The organism is Pseudomonas sp. GNP012 (assembly GCF_054343835.1).
In genome coordinates this window covers 4030120-4050699 of the sequence record NZ_JBTGUU010000001.1, presented here as the reverse complement: position 1 = coordinate 4050699, position 20580 = coordinate 4030120, and the positions used below count along the sequence as shown (strand labels likewise).

Sequence of the window (20580 nt, the reverse complement as noted above, 5' to 3'; positions counted from 1 at the left end):
AGGAGATAGCATGATCGTTCGTCCCGTACGCAGCAGCGATTTACCCGCTCTGATCGACCTGGCCCGCAGCACCGGCACCGGCCTGACCACCTTGCCGGCCAACGAAGAACGTCTGGCCCATCGGGTCGGCTGGGCCGAGAAGACCTTTCGCGGCGAAGCCGGGCGGGGCGACGCGGACTACCTGTTCGTGCTCGAAGACGACGACGGTCGCGTGGTGGGCATTTCCGCCATTGCCGGCGCCGTCGGCCTGCGTGAGCCCTGGTACAACTTTCGGGTCGGTCTGACGGTCAGCGCTTCCCAAGAGCTGAACATCTATCGCGAAATCCCGACGCTGTTCCTGGCCAACGACCTGACCGGCAACTCCGAGCTGTGCTCGCTGTTCCTGCATGCCGATTACCGCAGCGGTCTCAATGGCCGCATGCTGTCCAAGGCGCGGATGCTGTTCATCGCCGAATTCCCGCAACTGTTCGGCAACAAGATCATCGCCGAAATGCGTGGTGTATCCGACGAAGCCGGGCGTTCGCCGTTCTGGGAAAGCCTGGGGCGCCACTTCTTCAAGATGGAATTCAGCCAGGCCGATTACCTGACCGGCGTGGGCAACAAGGCGTTCATCGCCGAACTGATGCCGAAATTCCCGTTGTACACCTGCTTCCTGTCGCCGGATGCGCGCAACGTGATCGGTCAGGTTCACCCGGACACCGAACCGGCGCTGGCCATGCTCAAGAGCGAAGGTTTCAGCTACCAGGGCTACGTCGACATTTTCGACGCAGGCCCGGCCATCGAATGCGAAACCGGCAAGATCCGTGCGGTACGCGACAGCCAGGCGCTGGTGCTGGCCGTCGGCACGCCGGGTGACGACGCCACGCCATTCATCATCCACAACCGCAAGCGCGAAGACTGCCGCATCACTGCTGCGCCGGCACGTCTGGCCGCCGGCACCCTGGTGGTCGATCAGCAGACCGCCAAACGTCTTCAACTCAACGCTGGTGATCAAGTGCGCGCCGTAGCGTTGTCCGCAGTTCGGGAGTCGAAATAATGAAGTCGCTTTACATCGCAGGTGAATGGCTGGCAGGTCAGGGCGAAGCCTTCGAGTCGCTGAACCCGGTGACCCAGCAGGTGCTGTGGTCCGGCGTCGGTGCCACCGCCGCTCAGGTCGAATCGGCTGTGCAAGCTGCGCGTCAGGCGTTTCCGGGCTGGGCGCGGCGTACCCTGGAAGAGCGTATCTCGGTGCTGGAAGCCTTTGCTGCCGCGCTGAAGAATCATGCGGACGAACTGGCCCGCACCATCGGCGAGGAAACCGGCAAGCCACTGTGGGAAGCGGCGACCGAAGTCACCAGCATGGTCAACAAGATCGCCATCTCGGTGCAGAGCTACCGCGAGCGTACCGGCGAGAAGAGCGGCCCGCTGGGCGACGCCACCGCTGTGCTGCGCCACAAGCCTCACGGTGTCGTCGCGGTATTTGGCCCTTACAACTTCCCGGGTCACTTGCCGAACGGCCACATCGTGCCGGCACTGCTGGCGGGTAACAGCGTGCTGTTCAAGCCCAGCGAGCTGACACCGAAAGTGGCCGAACTGACGGTCAAGTGCTGGATCGAAGCCGGTCTGCCGGCGGGCGTGTTGAACCTGCTGCAAGGCGCTCGCGAAACCGGTATCGCCCTGGCGGCGAACCCGGGTATCGACGGTCTGTTCTTCACCGGTTCCAGCCGTACCGGCAACCACCTGCACCAGCAATTCGCCGGTCGTCCGGACAAGATCCTCGCGCTGGAAATGGGCGGTAACAACCCGCTGGTGGTCGATCAGGTCGCCGACCTCGATGCCGCGGTGTACACCATCATTCAGTCGGCGTTCATCTCCGCCGGCCAGCGTTGCACCTGTGCCCGCCGCTTGCTGGTGCCGCAAGGCGCCTGGGGCGACTCGCTGCTGGCGCGCCTGGTGGCCGTCAGCGCGACAATTGAGGTCGGTGCCTTTGATCAACAGCCGGCACCGTTCATGGGCTCGGTGGTTTCCCTCGGCGCAGCAAAAGCGCTGATGGATGCCCAGCAACACCTGCTGGCCAATGGCGCCGTGGCATTGCTGGAAATGACCCAGCCTCAGGCTCAATCGGCCTTGCTGACCCCTGGCATCCTGGATGTGACCGCTGTCGCCGATCGTCCTGACGAAGAGCTGTTCGGCCCGTTGCTGCAAGTGATCCGCTACGCTGATTTTGAAGCAGCGATCGCTGAAGCCAACGACACCGCGTACGGCTTGGCCGCCGGTCTGCTGTCGGACTCCGAAGCGCGTTACCAGCAATTCTGGCTGGAAAGCCGTGCCGGTATCGTCAACTGGAACAAGCAACTGACCGGTGCCGCGAGCAGCGCACCATTCGGCGGCGTCGGCGCCTCGGGCAACCATCGCGCCAGCGCTTACTATGCGGCAGATTACTGCGCGTACCCGGTGGCCTCGCTGGAAACGCCGAACCTGGTGTTGCCTGCGGCCCTGACGCCGGGCGTGAAAATGGCGTAGCGCCCATTCGCGAGCAGGCTCGCTCCCACAGGGAAATGCATTCCAGTGTGGGAGCGAGCCTGCTCGCGAAGGCCGCGCCTCGGTCTCAAATCTAGTTACTGAAGCCTATAACAACAGATTCTCGTGGAGCCTCGCTGATGAAATCCTATGAAGTCAATTTTGACGGTCTAGTGGGGCCGACCCATAACTACGGCGGCCTGTCCTACGGCAACGTCGCGTCCCAGAGCAACAGCCAGCAGTCTTCCAACCCCAAGGAAGCGGCGCTGCAAGGCCTGGCGAAGATGAAAGCGCTGATGGAAATGGGCTTCCAGCAAGGCGTGCTGGCACCGCAGGAGCGCCCGGATGTGGCCGCGCTACGTCGCCTGGGCTTTGGCGGCACCGACGCTCAAGTGATCGAGCGCGCTGCCAAAGACGCGATGCCGCTGCTGGTGGCCAGTTGCTCGGCCTCGAGCATGTGGGTGGCCAACGCCGCCACCGTCAGCCCGAGCGCCGACACCGCTGACGGCCGTGTGCATTTCACCGCTGCCAACCTCAACTGCAAATATCACCGCAGTATCGAACACCCGACCACCAGCCGCGTGCTGGGTGCGATGTTCGCTGACCAGAAACACTTCGCCCACCATGCCGCCTTGCCGGCCGTGGCGCAGTTCGGTGACGAAGGTGCGGCCAACCACACGCGTTTCTGCCGTGAATACGGCGAAGCCGGTGTCGAGTTCTTCGTGTTCGGCCGCAGCGCGTTCGATACCCGCTACCCGGCTCCGCAGAAGTACCCGGCGCGCCAGACCCTCGAAGCGTCCCAGGCCGTTGCCCGTTTGCACGGCTTGAGCGATGACGGCGTGGTCTACGCCCAGCAGAACCCATCGGTGATCGATCAGGGCGTGTTCCACAACGACGTGATCGCCGTGGGTAATGGCGAAGTGCTGTTCTATCACGAGGACGCGTTCCTCGAGACCGAGAAGATGCTCGCTGAATTGCAGAGCAAACTCGCCAAGGCCGGTGGGAAATTTCAGTCGATCTGCGTACCGCGTTCCGCAGTAAGCGTGGAAGACGCGGTACGTTCCTACCTGTTCAATAGCCAGCTGCTGTCGCGTCCTGACGGCTCCATGCTGTTGATCGTGCCGGAAGAATGCCGTGGCAACGAGCGTGTCTGGCAATACTTGCAGGGTTTGACCAGCTCCGGCGGCCTGATCCGCGAAGTGAAAGTCTTCGATCTCAAGCAAAGCATGCAGAACGGCGGTGGCCCGGCTTGCCTGCGGTTGCGCGTCGCACTCAACGAAACCGAACTGGCGGCCGTCAACCCAGGGGTTATCATGACGGCACCGTTGTACGGCACACTGACCGAATGGGTCGAGAAGCACTACCGCGACCGCATGACCGAAAACGATCTGGCGGACCCGCAATTGCTGCTTGAGTGCCGGACGGCACTGGATGAACTGACGCAAATCCTTAAACTGGGCGCGGTTTATCCATTCCAGATCAATTGATCGACGACGCGCTGCCCCGGATGGCAGCGCGTCGCTTCATCTCAAACGAGAGCGTAAACACATGAGCGATACCCTGCAGCTGATCCTTGAAGACACCGACGGCACGCAACTGGAGACGTCCTGCACCCGCGTCGCGGTCCTGTGGCAAGGCAAAGAGCTGTGGATCCAGCAGGACGGCCGTGGCCAGTTGCTGATCGGCGTGGACGTCGAAGAAGGCGATGCCGAATACGCCAACCTGCTGCTGCGCCCATTGGCGACTAATCTGGTAAGTCTGCAACTGGAGATGGAACCTGCCGACCTCACCGACGAGGACCATGTTCACGGCCCGGACTGCAACCACGATCACTAAGGAAACCGCTCTATGCTCGCCCTCGGCAAACTGCTTGAACTGACCCTCGCCGGCCGCGAACCGGCGGAGAAGACTCAACTGACTGTCGAAGGCGTGCGCATGCGCTGGTTGAGCGAAGGTGCGCTGGAAGTCCGGCCACCGCAAGCGCGTGACAATGGACTGGACCTGCTGCTGTCGGCGGGGATCCACGGCAACGAAACAGCGCCGATCGAGTTGCTCGATCGCCTGTTGCACGACATTGCCCGCGGCGACCTGAAGCCGCGCGCACGTATTCTGTTCCTGTTCGGCAACCCCGAAGCGATTCGCAAAGGCGAGCGCTTCGTCGAGCAGGACGTCAATCGGCTGTTCAACGGCCGTCACGAACAAAGCAGCGGCTCCGAAGCCCTGCGCGCCTGTGAGCTGGAGCGTTTGGCGGCCAGCTTCTTCAGCCTGCCGGACCGTCAGCGCTTGCACTACGACCTGCACACGGCGATTCGTGGCTCGAAAATCGAGCAGTTCGCCCTATACCCATGGAAAGAAGACCGCCAGCATTCGCGCCAGGAACTGGCGCGCCTGCGTGCCGCCGGCATGGAAGCGGTGTTGCTGCAGAACAAACCGTCCATCGTGTTCAGCGCCTACACCTACGACAAACTCGGTGCCGAGGCCTTCACCCTGGAATTGGGCAAGGCGCGGCCGTTCGGGCAGAACGCCGGGGTCAACGTGTCGCTGCTGGAGGCGCGCCTCAAGCAGATCATCGAAGGCACCGAACCGGAACTGACTGAAGCGGCACTGGACGGTTTGCAGCTTTACAGCGTGGCACGGGAAATCATCAAGCACAGCGACAGCTTTCGCCTGAACCTGCCGGCGGACGTCGAGAATTTCTCGGAGCTGGAAGTGGGTTACCTGCTGGCGGAAGACATCGCCAACACCCGCTGGATCATCGAGGAGGAGGGCGCCCGGATCATCTTCCCGAACCCCAAGGTGAAGAATGGTTTGCGTGCCGGCATCCTGGTCGTGCCGACTACCGACGAAAACCTGGCCTGATCTGATAACTCCCGTAGGAGCGAGCTTGCTCGCGATGGACTTGAGAGCGCCGCGGGGTATCAGATACCCAGCGTTATCGTTGAAGACCATCGCGAGCAAGCTCGCTCCTACAGGGGATTGCGGTGTTAGACAGCTACAGCACGTGGCTCGCTACGGCGCAGGCTACGGATCTTGTGCAACGTATCCGCACAGGTCTTCGCCGCTTCCTGGCCTTTATGCACGAAATGCTCGAAGAAGAACTTCTGGTGCTCTTCGCCGGCATGGAAGTGGTGCGGGGTCAGGGATACCGAGAACACCGGCACTTCGGTTTCCAGTTGAACCTGCATCAGGCCGCTGACCACCGACTGGGCGACGAACTCGTGTCGGTAGATCCCGCCGTCCACCACCAGGGCTGCCGCGACGATGCCGGCATAACGACCGGTCTTGGCCAGCAACTTGGCGTGCAGGGGCATTTCGAAGGCGCCGCCGACTTCGAAGAAGTCGATGTCGGATTCCTGATAACCCTGGGCAATCATTTCGGCGAGGAAACCTTTACGGCTCTGATCGACGATTTCCTTGTGCCAGCAGGCCTGGATGAACGCAACGCGCTCGCCGTGATGGTGTTTGCTTTTGCTGTCAATTGCGGTGGGTTGCATGTTCTGACTCCTGTTTGTGTGAAAAACAGGGCGTTATGAATCGAAGGGGATCTGAGGGTACGCACGCTCGCACGAATGCCGGCGGAAGGCCCTCTGGTGTCAATCCCGTTCTCTCTTCATCCGGACTATGACCGTCGGCCCCGGGATCACACCGGGTCTGCTGACCTTGCTGTCAGGCACCGCCGAAGCCGTGCTGCCATCAAGCGCTCGCGGGCTATGCGCATTGCGCGCAATTACCGCCGGTGGGGAGTTGCACCCCGCCCTGAGAACGTTTTTTTGCCGCCGGAATGTTTGGCGGCGCAGCGTTTTTATCACATATTTGCGATATGCGCATGGCCCCTTTTGGATGATTGTCATCGACTTTTCCGTTGTTTTAATCGGCCTTTTCCTACGCAAGGGTTGATTAATCGTCGCCATGCCCGCAGTAATTCTTTCCTGAAAGGGATTTCCCCTGCTTACCGAGGCCAGATTCATGAGCGTTATCGATCTTCGCAGCGACACCGTCACCCAACCTTGCGCCGGCATGCTGGACGCGATGGCCAAAGCCGCCACCGGCGACGACGTGTATGGCGAAGATCCGACGGTCAATCGTCTGGAGGCCGAACTGGCCAAGCGCCTGGGGTTTGCCGCGGCGCTGTTCGTGCCCACCGGGACCATGAGCAATCTGTTGGGGTTGATGGCCCATTGCGAGCGCGGTGACGAGTACATCGTCGGCCAGCAGGCCCACACTTATAAGTACGAAGGTGGCGGCGCAGCGGTGCTCGGCTCGATCCAGCCGCAGCCGCTGGAGGTGCAGGCCGATGGTTCGCTGGACCTGGCACAGGTCGCGGCGGCGATCAAACCGGACGACTTCCACTTCGCCCGCACCCGCTTGCTGGCGCTGGAAAACACCATGCAAGGCAAGGTCCTGCCGCTGGAATACCTGGCCCGGGCACGCAGTTTTACCCGCGAGCAGGGTTTGCAGCTGCACCTGGACGGCGCACGTTTGTACAACGCGGCAGTGAAGCTGGGTGTGGATGCCCGGGAAATCACCCGGTATTTCGATTCGGTCTCGGTGTGCCTGTCCAAAGGGCTGGGCGCACCGGTCGGTTCGGTGCTGTGCGGCTCGGTCGAGCTGATCGGCAAGGCTCGGCGCCTGCGCAAGATGGTCGGTGGCGGCATGCGTCAGGCCGGTATTCTGGCTGCGGCCGGCCTGTATGCGCTGGATCACAACGTTCAGCGCCTGGCCGATGACCATGCCAACGCGCAGTTGCTGGCCGAAGGCCTTCGTGCGGCGGGCTTCGAGGTCGAGCCGGTGCAGACCAATATGGTATATGTGCAAATGGGCGACCAGGCCGAAGCGCTCAAGGCCTTTGCCGCCGAGCGCGGGATCAGGCTCAGTGCGGCCGCGCGTCTGCGCATGGTCACGCACATGGACGTCAGCCGTGGGCAAATCGGGCAAGTCGTCGCGACATTCGTCGACTTTTCGCGCAAGTGATAGCGTTAGCGCTCCAATTGACCGTTTCTATCGTATAAACACGCTGTACCCCGCGCGCAGGGCCGATATAATGCGGCCCTTTGCCGTCGCTTCGTCTGTTGACGTTTCGAACAGGCCTTTGGCCGCAGCCTCCGTGGAAGAACCTAATGAAAAGCGCAGAAATCCGTGAAGCCTTCCTTCGCTTCTTCGAAGAGCAAGGCCACACCCGTGTAGCCTCCAGCTCTTTGATTCCGGGCAACGACCCAACCCTGCTGTTCACCAACGCGGGGATGAACCAGTTCAAGGACTGCTTCCTGGGCCAGGAAAAACGCGCGTACACCCGCGCGGTCAGCAGCCAGAAATGCGTGCGCGCCGGCGGCAAGCACAACGACCTGGAAAACGTCGGTTATACCGCTCGTCACCACACCTTCTTCGAAATGCTGGGTAACTTCAGCTTTGGCGATTATTTCAAGCGTGATGCCATCAGCTACGCCTGGAACTTCCTGACTTCCGACAAGTGGCTGAACCTGCCGAAGGAAAAGCTCTGGGTCACCGTCTACGCCAGCGATGACGAGGCCTACGACATCTGGACCAAGGAAATCGGCGTTCCTGCCGAGCGCATGGTGCGCATCGGCGACAACAAGGGCGCGCCGTACGCTTCCGACAACTTCTGGACCATGGGCGATACCGGCCCGTGCGGTCCTTGCACCGAGATTTTCTACGATCACGGCGCCGACATCTGGGGCGGCCCTCCGGGCTCGCCGGAAGAAGACGGCGACCGTTACATCGAGATCTGGAACAACGTGTTCATGCAGTTCAACCGCACCGCCGATGGCGTGTTGCACCCGCTGCCAGCGCCGTCGGTGGACACCGGCATGGGCCTGGAGCGGATCAGTGCCGTGCTGCAGCACGTTCACTCGAACTATGAAATCGACCTGTTCCAGAGCCTGCTGAGCGCTTCGGCCAAGGCCATCGGCTGCACCAACGACGCCCAGGCATCGCTGAAAGTCGTGGCTGACCACATCCGTTCCTGCGGTTTCCTGATCGCCGACGGCGTGCTGCCGTCCAACGAAGGCCGCGGCTACGTGCTGCGCCGGATCATCCGTCGCGCCTGCCGTCACGGTAACAAGCTGGGCGCCAAGGGCAGCTTCTTCTACCAGATCGTCGCGGCCCTGGTCGCCGAGATGGGCGAGGCCTTCCCTGAGCTGAAGTCCCAGCAGGCGCACATCGAGCGCGTGCTGAAGGCCGAAGAAGAGCAATTCGCCAAGACCCTGGAGCAGGGCCTGAAGATCCTCGAGCAGGATCTGGCTGAACTCAAAGGCGACGTGGTGCCGGGCGACGTGGTGTTCAAGCTCTACGACACCTACGGTTTCCCGATGGACCTGACCGGCGACATCGCTCGCGAGCGCAGCCTGACCATCGACGAAGAAGGTTTCGAGCGTGAAATGGAAGCCCAGCGCGTCCGTGCCCGTTCCGCCAGTTCCTTCGGCATGGACTACAACAGCCTGGTCAAGGTCGATGTGGACACCGAGTTCACCGGTTACACCGCTCACAGCGGTTCTGCCAAAATCGTTGCTCTCTATAAAGACGGGCAATCGGTTGACGTACTGAGCGAAGGCGAAGAGGGTGTGATCGTCCTCGATCAGACACCGTTCTATGCGGAGTCCGGTGGCCAGATCGGTGATTGCGGTTTCCTGCAGGCCGGTGCTGCGCGTTTCGACGTGCGCGACACCACCAAGACCGGTGGTGCGTTCCTGCACCACGGCGTGCTGGACTCGGGCAGCCTGATCGTAGGTACTCCGGTGGAGACTCATGTCGACGCCGAAGTGCGTCACGCGACTTCGCTGAACCACTCGGCGACTCACTTGCTGCACGCCGCATTGCGCCAGGTACTGGGCGACCACGTCCAGCAGAAAGGTTCGTTGGTCGACAGTCAGCGCCTGCGCTTTGACTTCAGCCACTTTGAAGCGATCAAGCCTGAGCAACTGAAAGCGCTGGAAGAGATCGTCAACGCCGAGATTCGCAAGAATTCCGAGGTTGAAACCGAAGAAACCGATATCGAAACCGCCAAGCAGAAAGGCGCCATGGCGCTGTTCGGCGAGAAGTACGGCGATAGCGTGCGCGTACTGAGCATGGGCGATTTCTCCGTCGAGCTGTGCGGCGGTATCCACGCCAACCGTACCGGCGACATCGGCCTGCTGAAAATCATCAGCGAAGGCGGTGTGGCATCGGGTGTGCGTCGTATTGAAGCCGTCACAGGTGCTGCGGCACTGGCCTACTTGAACGCGGCGGAAGAACAACTCAAGGAAGCGGCGAGCCTGGTCAAGGGCAGCCGCGATAACCTGATCGACAAGCTGTCGGCTGTGCTGGAGCGCAACCGTCTGCTGGAGAAGCAACTCGAGCAGTTGCAAGCCAAGGCAGCCAGTGCCGCGGGCGACGATCTGTCGGCCCAGGCGCAGGACGTCAAGGGTGTGAAAGTGCTGGCCGTGCGTCTGGACGGTCAGGATGGCAAGGCGCTGCTGGCGCTGGTCGATCAACTGAAAAACAAACTCGGCCGCGCAGTGATCCTGCTCGGCAGTGTCCATGAGGAAAAGGTCGTTCTGGTTGCAGGCGTAACCAAAGACCTGACTGGCCAACTCAAAGCCGGTGATTTGATGAAGCAAGCCGCTGCGGCAGTGGGCGGGAAGGGCGGTGGTCGTCCAGACATGGCGCAAGGCGGCGGTACCGACGCTGGCGCACTGGATGCAGCACTGGCGCTGACCGTTCCGTTTGTAGAGCAGGGTCTATAAGGCAGTGTTTGCGGCTCGCAGTCTAGTGGCGGGCCGCAACGCTGTTTGAGTGATTATTTGGGCGCCCTTCATGGGCAGAGGCGGCTTTGAAATGGCTTTGATCGTACAGAAATTTGGAGGCACCTCGGTCGGCACTGTCGAGAGAATCGAGCAGGTCGCCGACAAGGTTAAGAAATTCCGCGATGCCGGCGATGACCTGGTAGTTGTGCTGTCTGCAATGAGCGGCGAAACCAACCGTCTGATCGATCTGGCCAAGCAAATCAGTGGCGACGGCCAACCGGTTCCGCGCGAGCTGGACGTGATCGTCTCCACCGGTGAGCAGGTGACGATTGCCCTGTTGGCCATGGCGCTGATCAAGCGCGGCGTGCCGGCGGTGTCGTACACCGGCAACCAGGTGCGGATTCTGACGGATAGCGCGCACAATAAAGCGCGTATCTTGCAGATTGATGACCAGAAGATTCGCGGTGACCTGAAGGCAGGTCGTGTGGTGGTTGTCGCCGGTTTCCAGGGCGTCGACGAGCACGGCAACATCACCACCCTCGGTCGTGGCGGTTCCGACACCACCGGCGTGGCGCTGGCGGCGGCCCTGAAGGCTGACGAATGCCAGATCTACACCGACGTCGACGGCGTCTACACCACCGACCCGCGTGTAGTGTCCGTGGCCCAGCGCCTGGACAAGATCACCTTCGAAGAGATGCTGGAAATGGCCAGCCTCGGTTCCAAGGTGTTGCAGATCCGCGCGGTCGAGTTCGCCGGCAAGTACAACGTTCCGCTGCGCGTACTGCACAGCTTCAAGGAGGGTCCGGGCACCCTCATTACTATTGATGAAGAGGAAACCATGGAACAGCCGATCATTTCCGGTATCGCTTTCAACCGCGATGAAGCCAAGCTGACCATCCGTGGCGTGCCAGACATCCCGGGCGTTGCCTTCAAGATTCTCGGCCCGATCAGTGCCGCGAACATCGAAGTCGACATGATCGTGCAGAACGTCGCGCACGATAACACCACCGACTTCACCTTCACCGTGCACCGTAACGACTACCAGGCGGCGCAAGCCGTGCTGGAAAAAACCGCTGGCGAGCTGGGTGCCCGTGAAGTCGTGGGCGACACCAAGATCGCCAAGGTCTCGATCGTCGGCGTCGGCATGCGCTCTCACGCAGGCGTGGCCAGCCGCATGTTCGAATCCCTGGCCAAGGAAAGCATCAACATCCAGATGATCTCGACCTCGGAAATCAAAGTCTCCGTAGTGATCGAAGAGAAGTACCTGGAACTGGCTGTGCGCGCTCTGCACACGGCTTTCGAACTGGACGCACCGGCCCGCCAGGGCGAGTGATGCGTTTGCCAAAAGGCGCGGTCTGACCGCGCCTTTTGTTTTTTTGAATGGCGTGACCCCCGAGCCTGTTCTTTTGCTCGCGCTAGTCAATACTCAGGCATGTAGGGCTGCGACCGCTCCGGTTGTGGGTCGAGTGCCTTTTTTTTGCAGACTGTTGTCCCTGAAATGAAATGCGTGAGGAGAAAGGTATGCTGATTCTGACTCGTCGGTGTGCAGAAAGCCTGATTATCGGTGATGGCGAAATCACCGTGACCGTACTCGGCGTCAAAGGAAATCAAGTGCGCATCGGTGTTAATGCCCCCAAAGAGGTCGCTGTTCACCGGGAAGAAATCTACCTGCGTATCAAGAAAGAGAAGGACGAAGAACCAAGCCATTAATTTTTATCGTTTTTTATGTTTGCAAACGGGGAAGAAGCTGGTTAATATACGCCCCGTGTTGCGGAGAGCTGGCCGAGTGGCCGAAGGCGCTCCCCTGCTAAGGGAGTACACCTCAAAAGGGTGTCGGGGGTTCGAATCCCCCGTTCTCCGCCATTATTTGCTTAGTACGTTGTAATCTGGCTTTTTCGGTAAGTTGTTGAAATTACTAGAAAAAGTGTTTGACATAGAGATTAGACGGCCTATAATGCGCGGCAACAAATGCACTCGTAGCTCAGCTGGATAGAGTACTCGGCTACGAACCGAGCGGTCACAGGTTCGAATCCTGTCGAGTGCACCATTTAAGAGTCATCTGCAGTAATGTGAATGACTTGGCTTCAACCAGTTGTGATCTGGTCTAAAAACACAAATTGCACTCGTAGCTCAGCTGGATAGAGTACTCGGCTACGAACCGAGCGGTCACAGGTTCGAATCCTGTCGAGTGCACCATACAACAAAAAGCCCGCATTTAATGCGGGCTTTTTGCCGTCCGGGATTTGGCTTTTTCCTTTCGTGCATCCCTTCTCATCGAACTCCAGGTTTGCGCTGCGACCTTGCAGGGTGTCGTAGCGATCGCTCGTGGCTGAATTGCCAATACTGAGCCTGTCCGGCTTGCCGAGGGCGCTTTCGGCGTCTTGTCGGGTCATGCCGGCGTCACTCGCTAGGGGATGATTGTCTCCGCATGCACCTCAGAGCCCTCCGCCACGTTCCTTTCAAGACTGGCGACTACAATTTTCGAAGGGACGTGTGTTTTCTTTTCAGAATACGTCGTCGCACTTTCACTGGTCAGGACGATGCTCAGGTTTGTTGTGCAAGCGCTTGTTTCAGCCAAGATTTTTTAACGTTTAAAACCGTCAGGCGGTGTATCATTGCGCCCGTCAGCCCCGCCGGGGCTTGTGGAATACCTCCATGGACTTACCCAGTAGTTACTCAGTACCCCGTTTCACCAATCATGAATTGACTGATTGATCCTTCCGGCGTGCCCCGCTGCTGGGAGTGGAGTTCGCCTATGTCCGAAGTTGAAGTAAAGAAAACGCAGGAAAGCTTGCAGGATCGCCTGGCTCAGGTGGTTGAGTTGCTGCAGCGCCAGCGAGTGGTTGAAGACCTGACTCACCGCCAGGAAGGCCCGCATCATGACCGGGTCGAGAACCTGGTCCACCGGCAGAACCTCGTCGAGTTGCAACGCAAGCTCGATGACCTGCACTCCGCCGACGTCGCCTATATCCTTGAAGCCTTGCCGCTGGACGATCGTCTGACGCTCTGGCAATTGGTCAAGGCCGATCGCGACGGCGACATCCTGCTTGAAGTATCCGATTCGGTCCGTGAATCGCTGATCGCCGACATGGACGATCACGAGCTCCTGGCAGCCGCCAAGGACATGGATGCCGACGAACTCGCTGACCTGGCCTCCGAGCTGCCGCGAGACGTCGTCCATGAGCTCATGGAGACCCTCGACCAGCAACAACGCGAGCGTGTGCGTTCGGCACTGTCCTACGACGAGGAGCAGGTCGGTGCGCTGATGGACTTCGAGATGGTGACCATCCGCGAGGATGTCAGCCTTGAAGTGGTCTTGCGTTATCTGCGTCGTCTGAAAGAGCTGCCGGGCCACACCGACAAGCTGTTCGTGGTCGATTACGACGGCGTCCTCAAGGGCGTGTTGCCGATCAAGCGTTTGCTGGTCAACGATCCGGACAAACAGGTTTCGGAGGTGATGGCCAGCGATCCGGTGAGTTTTCACCCGGACGAAGACGCCTACGATGCCGCCCAGGCGTTCGAGCGTTACGACTTGATCTCCGCGCCCGTGGTCGACAAGAACGGCAAGCTGATCGGTCGTCTGACCATCGATGAAATGGTCGACCTGATCCGTGAAGAGAGCGAAAGCGAAGTTCTCAACATGGCGGGTCTGCGAGAAGAAGAAGACATTTTTGCGTCGGTCTGGAAATCCCTGCGTAACCGCTGGGCCTGGCTGGCGATCAACCTGATTACCGCGTTCGTGGCTTCCCGGGTCATCGGCTTGTTCGAGGGGTCGATCGAGAAGCTCGTGGCGCTGGCGGCGTTGATGCCGATCGTGGCGGGCATCGGTGGTAACTCGGGCAACCAGACCATCACCATGATTGTTCGGGCCATGGCGCTGGACCAGGTGAGCACCGGCAATACCTCGCGCCTGATGCGCAAGGAGTTGGCAGTCGCCTTGATCAACGGTGTGATATGGGGCGGGGTGATCGGTGTGGTCGCCTATCTGCTGTATGGCAGCTGGTCGCTCGGGGTGGTGATGACCGCCGCGATGACGCTCAACCTGTTGCTGGCGGCATTGATGGGGGTCTTGATTCCGATGACCTTGGCGAAGATGGGCCGCGATCCAGCGATGGGTGCCAGTGTGATGATTACGGCCATGACCGACAGCGGAGGCTTTTTCATCTTCCTCGGGTTGGCGACAATTTTCCTGCTCTGATGCCCGGCTCACTGAAAACCCGCCTTCTGGCGGGTTTTTTGTGCCCGGGTTTCAGGCAAAAAGGTTCTTCACGCATTCCCGGGAAACTGTAGGAGCCAGCCTGCTGGCGATGGACTCAAGTACGCCGCGTTTATCCGGTTCACCCGCGTTATCGTTAACGACCATCGCTGGCAAGCCAGCTCCCACAGGGGGCCATGCCCACGCTGAAACTGTAGGAGCCAGCCTGCTGGCGATGGACTCAAGTGCGCCGCGTTTATCCAGTTCACCCGCGTAATCGTTAACGACCATCGCTGGCAAGCCAGCTCCCACAGGGGGCCATGCCCTCGCTGAAACTGTAGGAGCCAGCCTGCTGGCGATGGACTCAAGTGCGCCGCGTTTATCCAGTTCACCCACGTTATCGTTAACGACCATCGCCAGCACAAGGGGTCGTGCTCATGCTCAAACCAGTGAAATAACCAAAAAAAAGCCAGCGATCAGGCTGGCTTGAGCTTTCTGGCTGAATCAGGACGCGTCTGCGGCCATTTCAGCGTCATGAGCGATCAGCGACACCAGGGCGTTCTGCTGTCGATGGGAGAGTTGGCGGAAGCGCTGCAACAGCTCCCGTTCGTGCAAGGAAAGCTCCGGGCTGTCCAGGCGCATGCTCAACTCTTCTCCCAGTGCGCCTTCCTGAATGAGACTCTGCTCAAGGCGCGCAATGATTTCGGAGTTCATGCTGCGATGATGATTGCGAGCCACCTCGGCAATGCGTTCACGCATTCCGTCTGGCAGACGTACGACGAACTTGTCAGCCGTACGGCTGGAATAAATTGCCTGTTTCAATGGGCGCATATATTTAACCGGTTAGTTCAGGGGAGCGGTTTTCGGGATTGGCCGCAGGATGTCTGATAGGACAAGCTCTCTGACCAAATGTTCAACCTGAATTGATAGAGGCGCGCATCATGCCTCAAACCAGCCAGATCCTTGGCGTCAATTCTGTGACAAATATTGAACTGGATAAAGGCGTTCTGCCAGCACCAATTATCAGAAATGCGCACTGGTTTGAAAAGTTTGACCGGGCCGTTTCGCTTTGCGTTTTCTCCGACCGACGAAAGGTCTCTGGCGGGAGGATAAAGCGGACTCGATCCCTGTTCCCTACCCTTACAGAATAGTGGCAAATGGCCGATTTACTAGGAGAGGTCGTATTGAGGGGCTGAATTCAGGATGGATGGCAGGGCCTTGCGCTGAATCTGCCAAGCCAGGGTCAACGCAATACCGGATCAAACTTGATCTTGCGTCCGACAATCAATGCGAGCACGAACAGAGCGGTGAATACACCACAGGCGATCAGGGGGAGGGTGACGACCATGTCCTGGGTCAATGACAGATGAAAAATGCCGCTCAACAAGGCGAGGATTAAGAAACTCGCGGCTGATCTGGACATGCGGTGCTCCTGGTGGGGGATTCAAAATACCAAACGTTCAGCAGGCGGGTTCGGCGCCGTGATGTTTTCCTGGCTGACAAAGCCGTGCTGGTCGCTTATCGCTGCCAGTTGCGGAGCCTTCTGCAACTGAAGGTAATGCGGCATGCGTTGGGCAACCTGCGTAGCGCTGCTCTCGGGAAAAAAATGAAATCCCGATAAAACTGCCAGTGCGATTGCATTCAAGAGTAAAAGGGCGCAATTCATGGCGCGGACCTCGGTTGTTCTGTGAGAACAGCAGAAGCAGCTCGCATGCCAGAGTTTATCGACAATTAAATTCTTTAAAAACAATGAATTAAGTTATTTTTGGTAAAGCGCCATATTGCATTTTGCAATGATGGCTTTTTGCATTGATGCAATTTGCACGGTCAACAAGTCCGCGCTCGGTCGAGGCGTCTGCCTACACTTAAAAAGCCTACGGACGACATGACAAAAGCCAGCCCGGCCGTTAACATGCACGCCGTCCATCGCGCCGCGTTTCGTCGCGGCCGACTTGTGTCTCAGTAGCTCAATTGGATAGAGCATCCCCCTCCTAAGGGGAAGGTTGGCAGTTCGAACCTGCCCTGGGACACCATCCTTCATCAGCACTTTGCTGTCCAAAAAGCCCCGTCGGAAGGTTGATTCCGGCGGGGCTTTTTTGTGCGTTGCGTCTCGTTTCCACAACCGACTTCACCTATTCAGAGTGAGCGTTGGGGCAGGTTCTCAAGGGAATGCCATGGCTGGCCGATAACCCGGACAGTTACGAGCTTCTTCATCTGTGGCGGTCAGTGCATGTGCTGATTGGCGATGAGAAGCTGTTTGATGGCTAAGGGCTACCAGCTATCATCTGCGCGCCAAATCAAGGGCTGCGAAGCTGAGTCCGTCCGTGTATTTGCCTTTGGGTTCTTCTTCTTAAATTGCCTGGAAATCTTCGATGCTGTCGTATCACCAAAAGCGTTTTCTGATCGTCGATGATTTCTCGGACTTCCGCAGTTCGGTTCGCTCGATGCTGCGCGAGCTGGGTGTCAAGGAAGTGGACACTGCCGATACCGGCGAACAGGCGCTGAAAATGTGTTCGCAGAAGCAGTACGACTTCATCCTGCAGGACTTTCACCTGGGCGACGGCAAGAAGAACGGCCAGCAGGTGCTCGAAGACCTGATGGAAGAAAAGTTGATCAGCCATGAAGCGGTGTTCGTGATGGTCACCGCCGAAACCAGCCAGGCCATGGTGCTCAGTGCGTTGGAGCATGAGCCCGATGCCTACCTGACCAAGCCGTTCAACCGTTCCAGCCTGGCCCAGCGCCTGGAGCGCCTGGAGCAGCGCAAGACTTTGCTCAAGCCGATCCTGCAGGCCCTCGACCGGGGCAAGCCGATGGAGGTGCTCAACGCCTGCATCGCCTTGTGCAAGCAAGACATTCGTTACTCGCCGTTGTGCCTGCGCTATCGCGCCGATGCCTTGCGCGACCTCAATCAGAACGAAGCGCTGGAGCGGCTGTACGACGGCATCATCGCCGACCGTCCGTTGCCCTGGGCGTTTGCCGGGCTGGGCAAGTTGCTGTTCAAGCGCGGTCAGGTCGCGCAGGCCAAAGGTATCTACGAAAAAGCCCTGAAAGTGTTCCCGATGATGCCGTCACTGTATGACGGCATGGCTGATGTGCTGGTCGCCGAAGGGGACACCAAGGGTGCGCAGCGCGTTCTCGAAGAAGCGATTCGCCTGTCGCCGCTGGCGGTGCGCCGGCAAGCGTTGCTGGGCAAGCTGGCTATGACCAACGAGGACTTCGATACCGCTTCCAGAGCCTATCGTCAGGCGGTAGCCCAAGGCGCGCAGTCACGTTTCAAGGACCCTGAAAGTAACCTCGGCCTGGCTCACGCCTTGATCAGCAAGGGCCACGACAGGGGGCTGGATACCCGCACCCGGCTGGAAATCAATACCACGTTGAGCGCAGTGGCCAAGGACAACCCTGGCGACCCTGGCCTGCAAATTCGTGCGCGTTTGATGAAGGCCACCAGTCTGCTGATCAACGATGCGGAAACGGCCGACAAGCTCACCGAGCAGGCCCTGTTGCGCCTCGATGGCATGGAGCAATTCATGAGCGCCGAAGCTGCGTTGCTGGTGGCCAAGCAACTGAAAATGCTCGGGCAGTCCGAGGCCGGCACCGCGATGCTGAAAAACTGCGTGGAAATCTACGGCGACGATCCGGCGGTCATGAAGGACATCGCCAAGCAGACCGACGACCCGAGCATCCTCAATGCCGGCAACGCCGCCGCTGAACTCAACCGTCAGGGCGTGCGCGTCTACAAGACCGGCAATCTGGTGGAGGCCCGGCAGGTTTTTCGCAAAGCCCTGGCGATGCAACCGAAGAACATCAGTATCGCCCTGAACATGGCGCAGTCGCTGTTGCACGGCACCGATACCAGCGTTGCTTCGGCGGAGCTGGAGGAATGCCGGACCTGCCTGAAAATGGTCGGCCTGATGCCCGACTCCGACGCGCGTTTTCCACGTTACCAAAAGCTCAAAAGCAAGGCGTTTGGCCAATGAACGACAATGAACAGGCACTGGACTTCTCCACGGTGATCGCCTCCACCGTGCACGACATGAAGAACTCGCTGGCCATGCTGATGCAGGCCCACAGCCAGTGGCTGGCGCGATTGCCGGAATCGGCGCAGCAGACGCCGGAGCAGGGCGTGATCGATTTCGAGTTCGCCCACCTCAACGGCATGCTGGTGCAGTTGCTGGGGCTGTATAAGCTCGGCGTCAACCAGATGCCGTTGCAACCGGCCTACCATGAGCTGGACGACTTCATCGAAGCGCAACTGGCGTGTCATCAAGAGGTGTTCGCCAGCCGCGGCATCATGGCCACCTATGAAGTGGACCCGCTCAGCCCGCTGGGTTTCTTCGACCGCGAGTTGATCGCGTCGGTATTGGCCAACTGCATCAACAACGCCATTCGTTTTGCACGGCATGCCGTTCTGATCAGTGTCAGTGACGAAGCCGGGCAACTGGTGTTGACCATCAATGACGATGGCGAGGGGTATCCGGCGCAGATGATCGAGCGTCAGGCCGATTATGCCCAGGGCATCAATCAAAGCACCGGCAGCACCGGCCTGGGCCTGTACTTTGCGGGGCGAATTGCCGCACTGCATCAACGCAACGGCGTGGGCGGGCACACCGAAATCAGCAATGGCGGTCCGTTGGGCGGTGGGGTGTTTCGTCTTTGCCTGCCCTGACAGGCAGCATATTTAACGACGCTGCTTGAAATTCCGAACACGCGAAGCCTATTTTGTACGGTCGCCGTTCGCGGCCCGCACAATAACAAGGATAGCGTCATGACGACCGTTGGCCTGAGTTCACTCGCGCAGCGATTGACGGGCATTGATGAAGTTGAGTGTGTCACGCCGGATTTGAACGGCGTACCACGGGGCAAGGTGATGACCTCCGAGGGTTTTCTCGACGGTCGACGTTTGCAGTTGGCGCGGGGTGTGCTGCTGCAATGCATCATGGGCGGATATCCGCCGGCGCGTTTTTACGGCAGCGATGATGGCGACCTGGCGCTGATTCCGGACCCTGCACAAATCCACCGTTTGCCCTGGAGCAACCCGCCGCGTGCTTTCGCCATTTGCGACGCGGACGAACTGGGCACTACCACCAGCTCAAACCTGTCGACCCGTGGCCAGCTCAAGGCAGTAATTGCCCGTTACGCGGCCCGCGGCCTGGCGCCCGTGGTGGCGACCGAGCTTGAGTTCTTCGTTTTTGCGCCTAACACCGACCCGACTCAGCCGTTCCAGCCACCGGTGGGGCAGGACGGTCGCCGCGAGGACGGTCAGTCGGCGTTCAGCGTCAGTTCCAATAACGGCTTGCGGCCGTTCTTCAATGAAGTCTACGCGTGCATGGCGGCCCTGGGATTGCCCCGCGATACCTTCATGCACGAGATGGGCGTCAGCCAGTTCGAGATCAACCTGCTGCATGGCGATCCGTTGCTGCTGGCCGACCAGACGTTCCTGTTCAAGCACCTGCTCAAGGAAGTTGCCCTCAAGCACGGCCTGAGCGTGGTTTGCATGGCCAAGCCCTTGGCGCATACGCCGGGCAGTTCGATGCATATTCACCAGAGCGTGGTCGAGATCGATTCGGGGCGTAACGTGTTCAGTGACGAGGCGGGGCAGGAGACGGCCACCTTCCGCCATTTCATTGCCGGTCAGCAAGTGTGCATGGCCGACTTCACCGCGTTGTTTGCGCCGAACGTCAACTCCTATCAGCGCTTGTGCCACCCTTACGCCTCGCCGAACAATGCCTGCTGGTCCCACGACAACCGGGCGGCCGGGCTGCGCATCCCGGCCAGTTTGCCAGTGGCCCGTCGGGTCGAGAACCGTTTGCCCGGGGCCGATGCCAACCCGTATCTGGCCATTGCCGCAAGCTTGGCGGCAGGGTTGCATGGCATCGAGAACGCATTGGAGCCAAGCGCACCGATCCAGGGTGAATTCGAAGTGCCGGACAATCTTTCATTGCCGTGTACCTTGCATGCGGCACTTGAGCGTCTGAAACGTAGCCAGTTGGCCAAGGAACTGTTCGGCACGGAATTCATCGAAGGCTACATCGCTTCGAAGACCCTGGAACTGAGCAGTTTCCATGATGAAATTACGCCCTGGGAACGACGTGTTTTAGCCGCCCAGGCCTGACGATCTGTCGACATCCGGCTATCGTTTAGCGATAG

17 protein-coding genes, 4 tRNA genes and 1 riboswitch are annotated in these 20580 nt (G+C 59.5%); of the genes, 17 read left to right on the top strand and 4 right to left on the bottom strand.

The features are described from left to right. Nucleotides 1-10 precede the first annotated feature (10 nt). The 5 genes from astA to astE all read left to right on the top strand — a co-directional run bounded on the left by astA (nucleotide 11) and on the right by astE (nucleotide 5358). Entirely contained in the window at nucleotides 11-1036 is a 1026-nt protein-coding gene (astA, locus tag ACXX83_RS18275) for an arginine N-succinyltransferase (protein ID WP_458549243.1), read from the top strand. Further along, nucleotides 1033-2502 carry a succinylglutamate-semialdehyde dehydrogenase gene (gene astD / locus ACXX83_RS18270; RefSeq protein ID WP_177325121.1) on the top strand — a complete coding sequence of 490 codons (1470 nt, stop codon included), beginning with the start codon at nucleotides 1033-1035 and terminating at the stop codon, nucleotides 2500-2502. The genes astA and astD overlap by 4 nt, the downstream gene beginning before the upstream one ends. A gap of 137 nt (nucleotides 2503-2639) precedes the next feature. Beyond that, nucleotides 2640-3986, top strand: a complete 1347-nt coding sequence (astB, locus tag ACXX83_RS18265) for an N-succinylarginine dihydrolase (RefSeq protein WP_015096499.1) — start codon at nucleotides 2640-2642, stop codon at nucleotides 3984-3986. A 61-nt stretch (nucleotides 3987-4047) separates the two neighbouring features. Next, nucleotides 4048-4335 carry a topoisomerase II gene (locus ACXX83_RS18260; protein ID WP_103397753.1) on the top strand — a complete coding sequence of 96 codons (288 nt, stop codon included), beginning with the start codon at nucleotides 4048-4050 and terminating at the stop codon, nucleotides 4333-4335. Between the two features lie 12 nt (nucleotides 4336-4347). Further along, the gene (astE, locus tag ACXX83_RS18255) at nucleotides 4348-5358 is read left to right on the top strand and encodes a succinylglutamate desuccinylase (RefSeq protein WP_217836151.1); all 1011 of its coding nucleotides are present in this window, start codon (nucleotides 4348-4350) and stop codon (nucleotides 5356-5358) included. Nucleotides 5359-5483: 125 nt separating this feature from the next. Here astE and ACXX83_RS18250 read toward each other — a convergent pair whose 3' ends face one another. Continuing rightward, complete coding sequence (locus ACXX83_RS18250) at nucleotides 5484-5993, bottom strand: 6,7-dimethyl-8-ribityllumazine synthase (RefSeq protein WP_015096496.1); 510 nt, start codon at nucleotides 5991-5993, stop codon at nucleotides 5484-5486. Between the two features lie 103 nt (nucleotides 5994-6096). Beyond that, nucleotides 6097-6267: riboswitch (FMN riboswitch) on the bottom strand. Nucleotides 6268-6465: 198 nt separating this feature from the next. On the opposite strand from ACXX83_RS18250, the gene ltaE reads away from it, so the two are divergent. From ltaE to mgtE, 8 genes are all read left to right on the top strand, one after another. Beyond that, nucleotides 6466-7470, top strand: coding sequence for a low-specificity L-threonine aldolase (ltaE, locus tag ACXX83_RS18245; RefSeq protein WP_458549241.1), 1005 nt, complete (start codon nucleotides 6466-6468; stop codon nucleotides 7468-7470). Between the two features lie 146 nt (nucleotides 7471-7616). Further along, entirely contained in the window at nucleotides 7617-10238 is a 2622-nt protein-coding gene (alaS, locus tag ACXX83_RS18240; protein ID WP_095963655.1) for an alanine--tRNA ligase, read from the top strand. A gap of 91 nt (nucleotides 10239-10329) precedes the next feature. Continuing rightward, nucleotides 10330-11571 carry an aspartate kinase gene (locus tag ACXX83_RS18235; RefSeq protein ID WP_007971040.1) on the top strand — a complete coding sequence of 414 codons (1242 nt, stop codon included), beginning with the start codon at nucleotides 10330-10332 and terminating at the stop codon, nucleotides 11569-11571. 188 nt (nucleotides 11572-11759) lie between these two features. After that, nucleotides 11760-11948 (top strand): carbon storage regulator CsrA, encoded by a 189-nt coding sequence (gene csrA / locus ACXX83_RS18230; protein WP_002554426.1) that lies wholly within the window; start codon nucleotides 11760-11762, stop codon nucleotides 11946-11948. Between the two features lie 62 nt (nucleotides 11949-12010). Beyond that, nucleotides 12011-12101: transfer RNA gene (locus ACXX83_RS18225), tRNA-Ser, on the top strand. A 107-nt stretch (nucleotides 12102-12208) separates the two neighbouring features. Then, nucleotides 12209-12285, top strand: a tRNA-Arg gene (locus ACXX83_RS18220). A gap of 72 nt (nucleotides 12286-12357) precedes the next feature. Next, nucleotides 12358-12434: transfer RNA gene (locus ACXX83_RS18215), tRNA-Arg, on the top strand. Nucleotides 12435-12993: 559 nt separating this feature from the next. Beyond that, nucleotides 12994-14436, top strand: a complete 1443-nt coding sequence (gene mgtE, locus ACXX83_RS18210) for a magnesium transporter (protein WP_007971042.1) — start codon at nucleotides 12994-12996, stop codon at nucleotides 14434-14436. Nucleotides 14437-14937: 501 nt separating this feature from the next. Here mgtE and ACXX83_RS18205 read toward each other — a convergent pair. The 3 genes from ACXX83_RS18205 to ACXX83_RS18195 form a co-directional block, all read right to left on the bottom strand. Beyond that, nucleotides 14938-15264 carry an Arc family DNA-binding protein gene (locus ACXX83_RS18205; protein ID WP_003178899.1) on the bottom strand — a complete coding sequence of 109 codons (327 nt, stop codon included), beginning with the start codon at nucleotides 15262-15264 and terminating at the stop codon, nucleotides 14938-14940. Between the two features lie 412 nt (nucleotides 15265-15676). Then, nucleotides 15677-15856: a PA3371 family protein gene (locus tag ACXX83_RS18200; protein WP_217836148.1), complete on the bottom strand. Its 180-nt coding sequence runs from the start codon at nucleotides 15854-15856 to the stop codon at nucleotides 15677-15679. Between the two features lie 21 nt (nucleotides 15857-15877). Further along, nucleotides 15878-16099 carry a hypothetical protein gene (locus ACXX83_RS18195; RefSeq protein ID WP_126047121.1) on the bottom strand — a complete coding sequence of 74 codons (222 nt, stop codon included), beginning with the start codon at nucleotides 16097-16099 and terminating at the stop codon, nucleotides 15878-15880. A 290-nt stretch (nucleotides 16100-16389) separates the two neighbouring features. Between ACXX83_RS18195 and ACXX83_RS18190 the strand changes: the two genes are divergently transcribed. The 4 genes from ACXX83_RS18190 (at nucleotide 16390) to ACXX83_RS18175 (ending at nucleotide 20545) form a co-directional block, all read left to right on the top strand. Beyond that, a tRNA-Arg gene (locus ACXX83_RS18190) sits at nucleotides 16390-16466 on the top strand. A gap of 339 nt (nucleotides 16467-16805) precedes the next feature. Further along, nucleotides 16806-18410 (top strand): response regulator, encoded by a 1605-nt coding sequence (locus tag ACXX83_RS18185; RefSeq protein WP_458549239.1) that lies wholly within the window; start codon nucleotides 16806-16808, stop codon nucleotides 18408-18410. Beyond that, on the top strand, nucleotides 18407-19099 hold the full coding sequence (locus ACXX83_RS18180; protein WP_015096479.1) for a sensor histidine kinase: 693 nt from the start codon (nucleotides 18407-18409) through the stop codon (nucleotides 19097-19099). The genes ACXX83_RS18185 and ACXX83_RS18180 overlap by 4 nt, the downstream gene beginning before the upstream one ends. Nucleotides 19100-19300: 201 nt before the next feature. Further along, nucleotides 19301-20545: a glutamine synthetase family protein gene (locus ACXX83_RS18175; RefSeq protein WP_172435664.1), complete on the top strand. Its 1245-nt coding sequence runs from the start codon at nucleotides 19301-19303 to the stop codon at nucleotides 20543-20545. Nucleotides 20546-20580: the final 35 nt, after the last annotated feature.

Coding starts and splice junctions, on each gene's coding strand:
- astA (WP_458549243.1), top strand. CDS start 11: ATGATCGTTCGTCCCGTACGCAGCAGCGATTTACCCGCTCTGATCGAC.
- astB (WP_015096499.1), top strand. CDS start 2,640: ATGAAATCCTATGAAGTCAATTTTGACGGTCTAGTGGGGCCGACCCAT.
- ACXX83_RS18260 (WP_103397753.1), top strand. CDS start 4,048: ATGAGCGATACCCTGCAGCTGATCCTTGAAGACACCGACGGCACGCAA.
- astE (WP_217836151.1), top strand. CDS start 4,348: ATGCTCGCCCTCGGCAAACTGCTTGAACTGACCCTCGCCGGCCGCGAA.
- ACXX83_RS18250 (WP_015096496.1), bottom strand. CDS start 5,993: ATGCAACCCACCGCAATTGACAGCAAAAGCAAACACCATCACGGCGAG.
- ltaE (WP_458549241.1), top strand. CDS start 6,466: ATGAGCGTTATCGATCTTCGCAGCGACACCGTCACCCAACCTTGCGCC.
- alaS (WP_095963655.1), top strand. CDS start 7,617: ATGAAAAGCGCAGAAATCCGTGAAGCCTTCCTTCGCTTCTTCGAAGAG.
- ACXX83_RS18235 (WP_007971040.1), top strand. CDS start 10,330: ATGGCTTTGATCGTACAGAAATTTGGAGGCACCTCGGTCGGCACTGTC.
- csrA (WP_002554426.1), top strand. CDS start 11,760: ATGCTGATTCTGACTCGTCGGTGTGCAGAAAGCCTGATTATCGGTGAT.
- mgtE (WP_007971042.1), top strand. CDS start 12,994: ATGTCCGAAGTTGAAGTAAAGAAAACGCAGGAAAGCTTGCAGGATCGC.
- ACXX83_RS18205 (WP_003178899.1), bottom strand. CDS start 15,264: ATGCGCCCATTGAAACAGGCAATTTATTCCAGCCGTACGGCTGACAAG.
- ACXX83_RS18200 (WP_217836148.1), bottom strand. CDS start 15,856: ATGTCCAGATCAGCCGCGAGTTTCTTAATCCTCGCCTTGTTGAGCGGC.
- ACXX83_RS18195 (WP_126047121.1), bottom strand. CDS start 16,099: ATGAATTGCGCCCTTTTACTCTTGAATGCAATCGCACTGGCAGTTTTA.
- ACXX83_RS18185 (WP_458549239.1), top strand. CDS start 16,806: ATGCTGTCGTATCACCAAAAGCGTTTTCTGATCGTCGATGATTTCTCG.
- ACXX83_RS18180 (WP_015096479.1), top strand. CDS start 18,407: ATGAACGACAATGAACAGGCACTGGACTTCTCCACGGTGATCGCCTCC.
- ACXX83_RS18175 (WP_172435664.1), top strand. CDS start 19,301: ATGACCTCCGAGGGTTTTCTCGACGGTCGACGTTTGCAGTTGGCGCGG.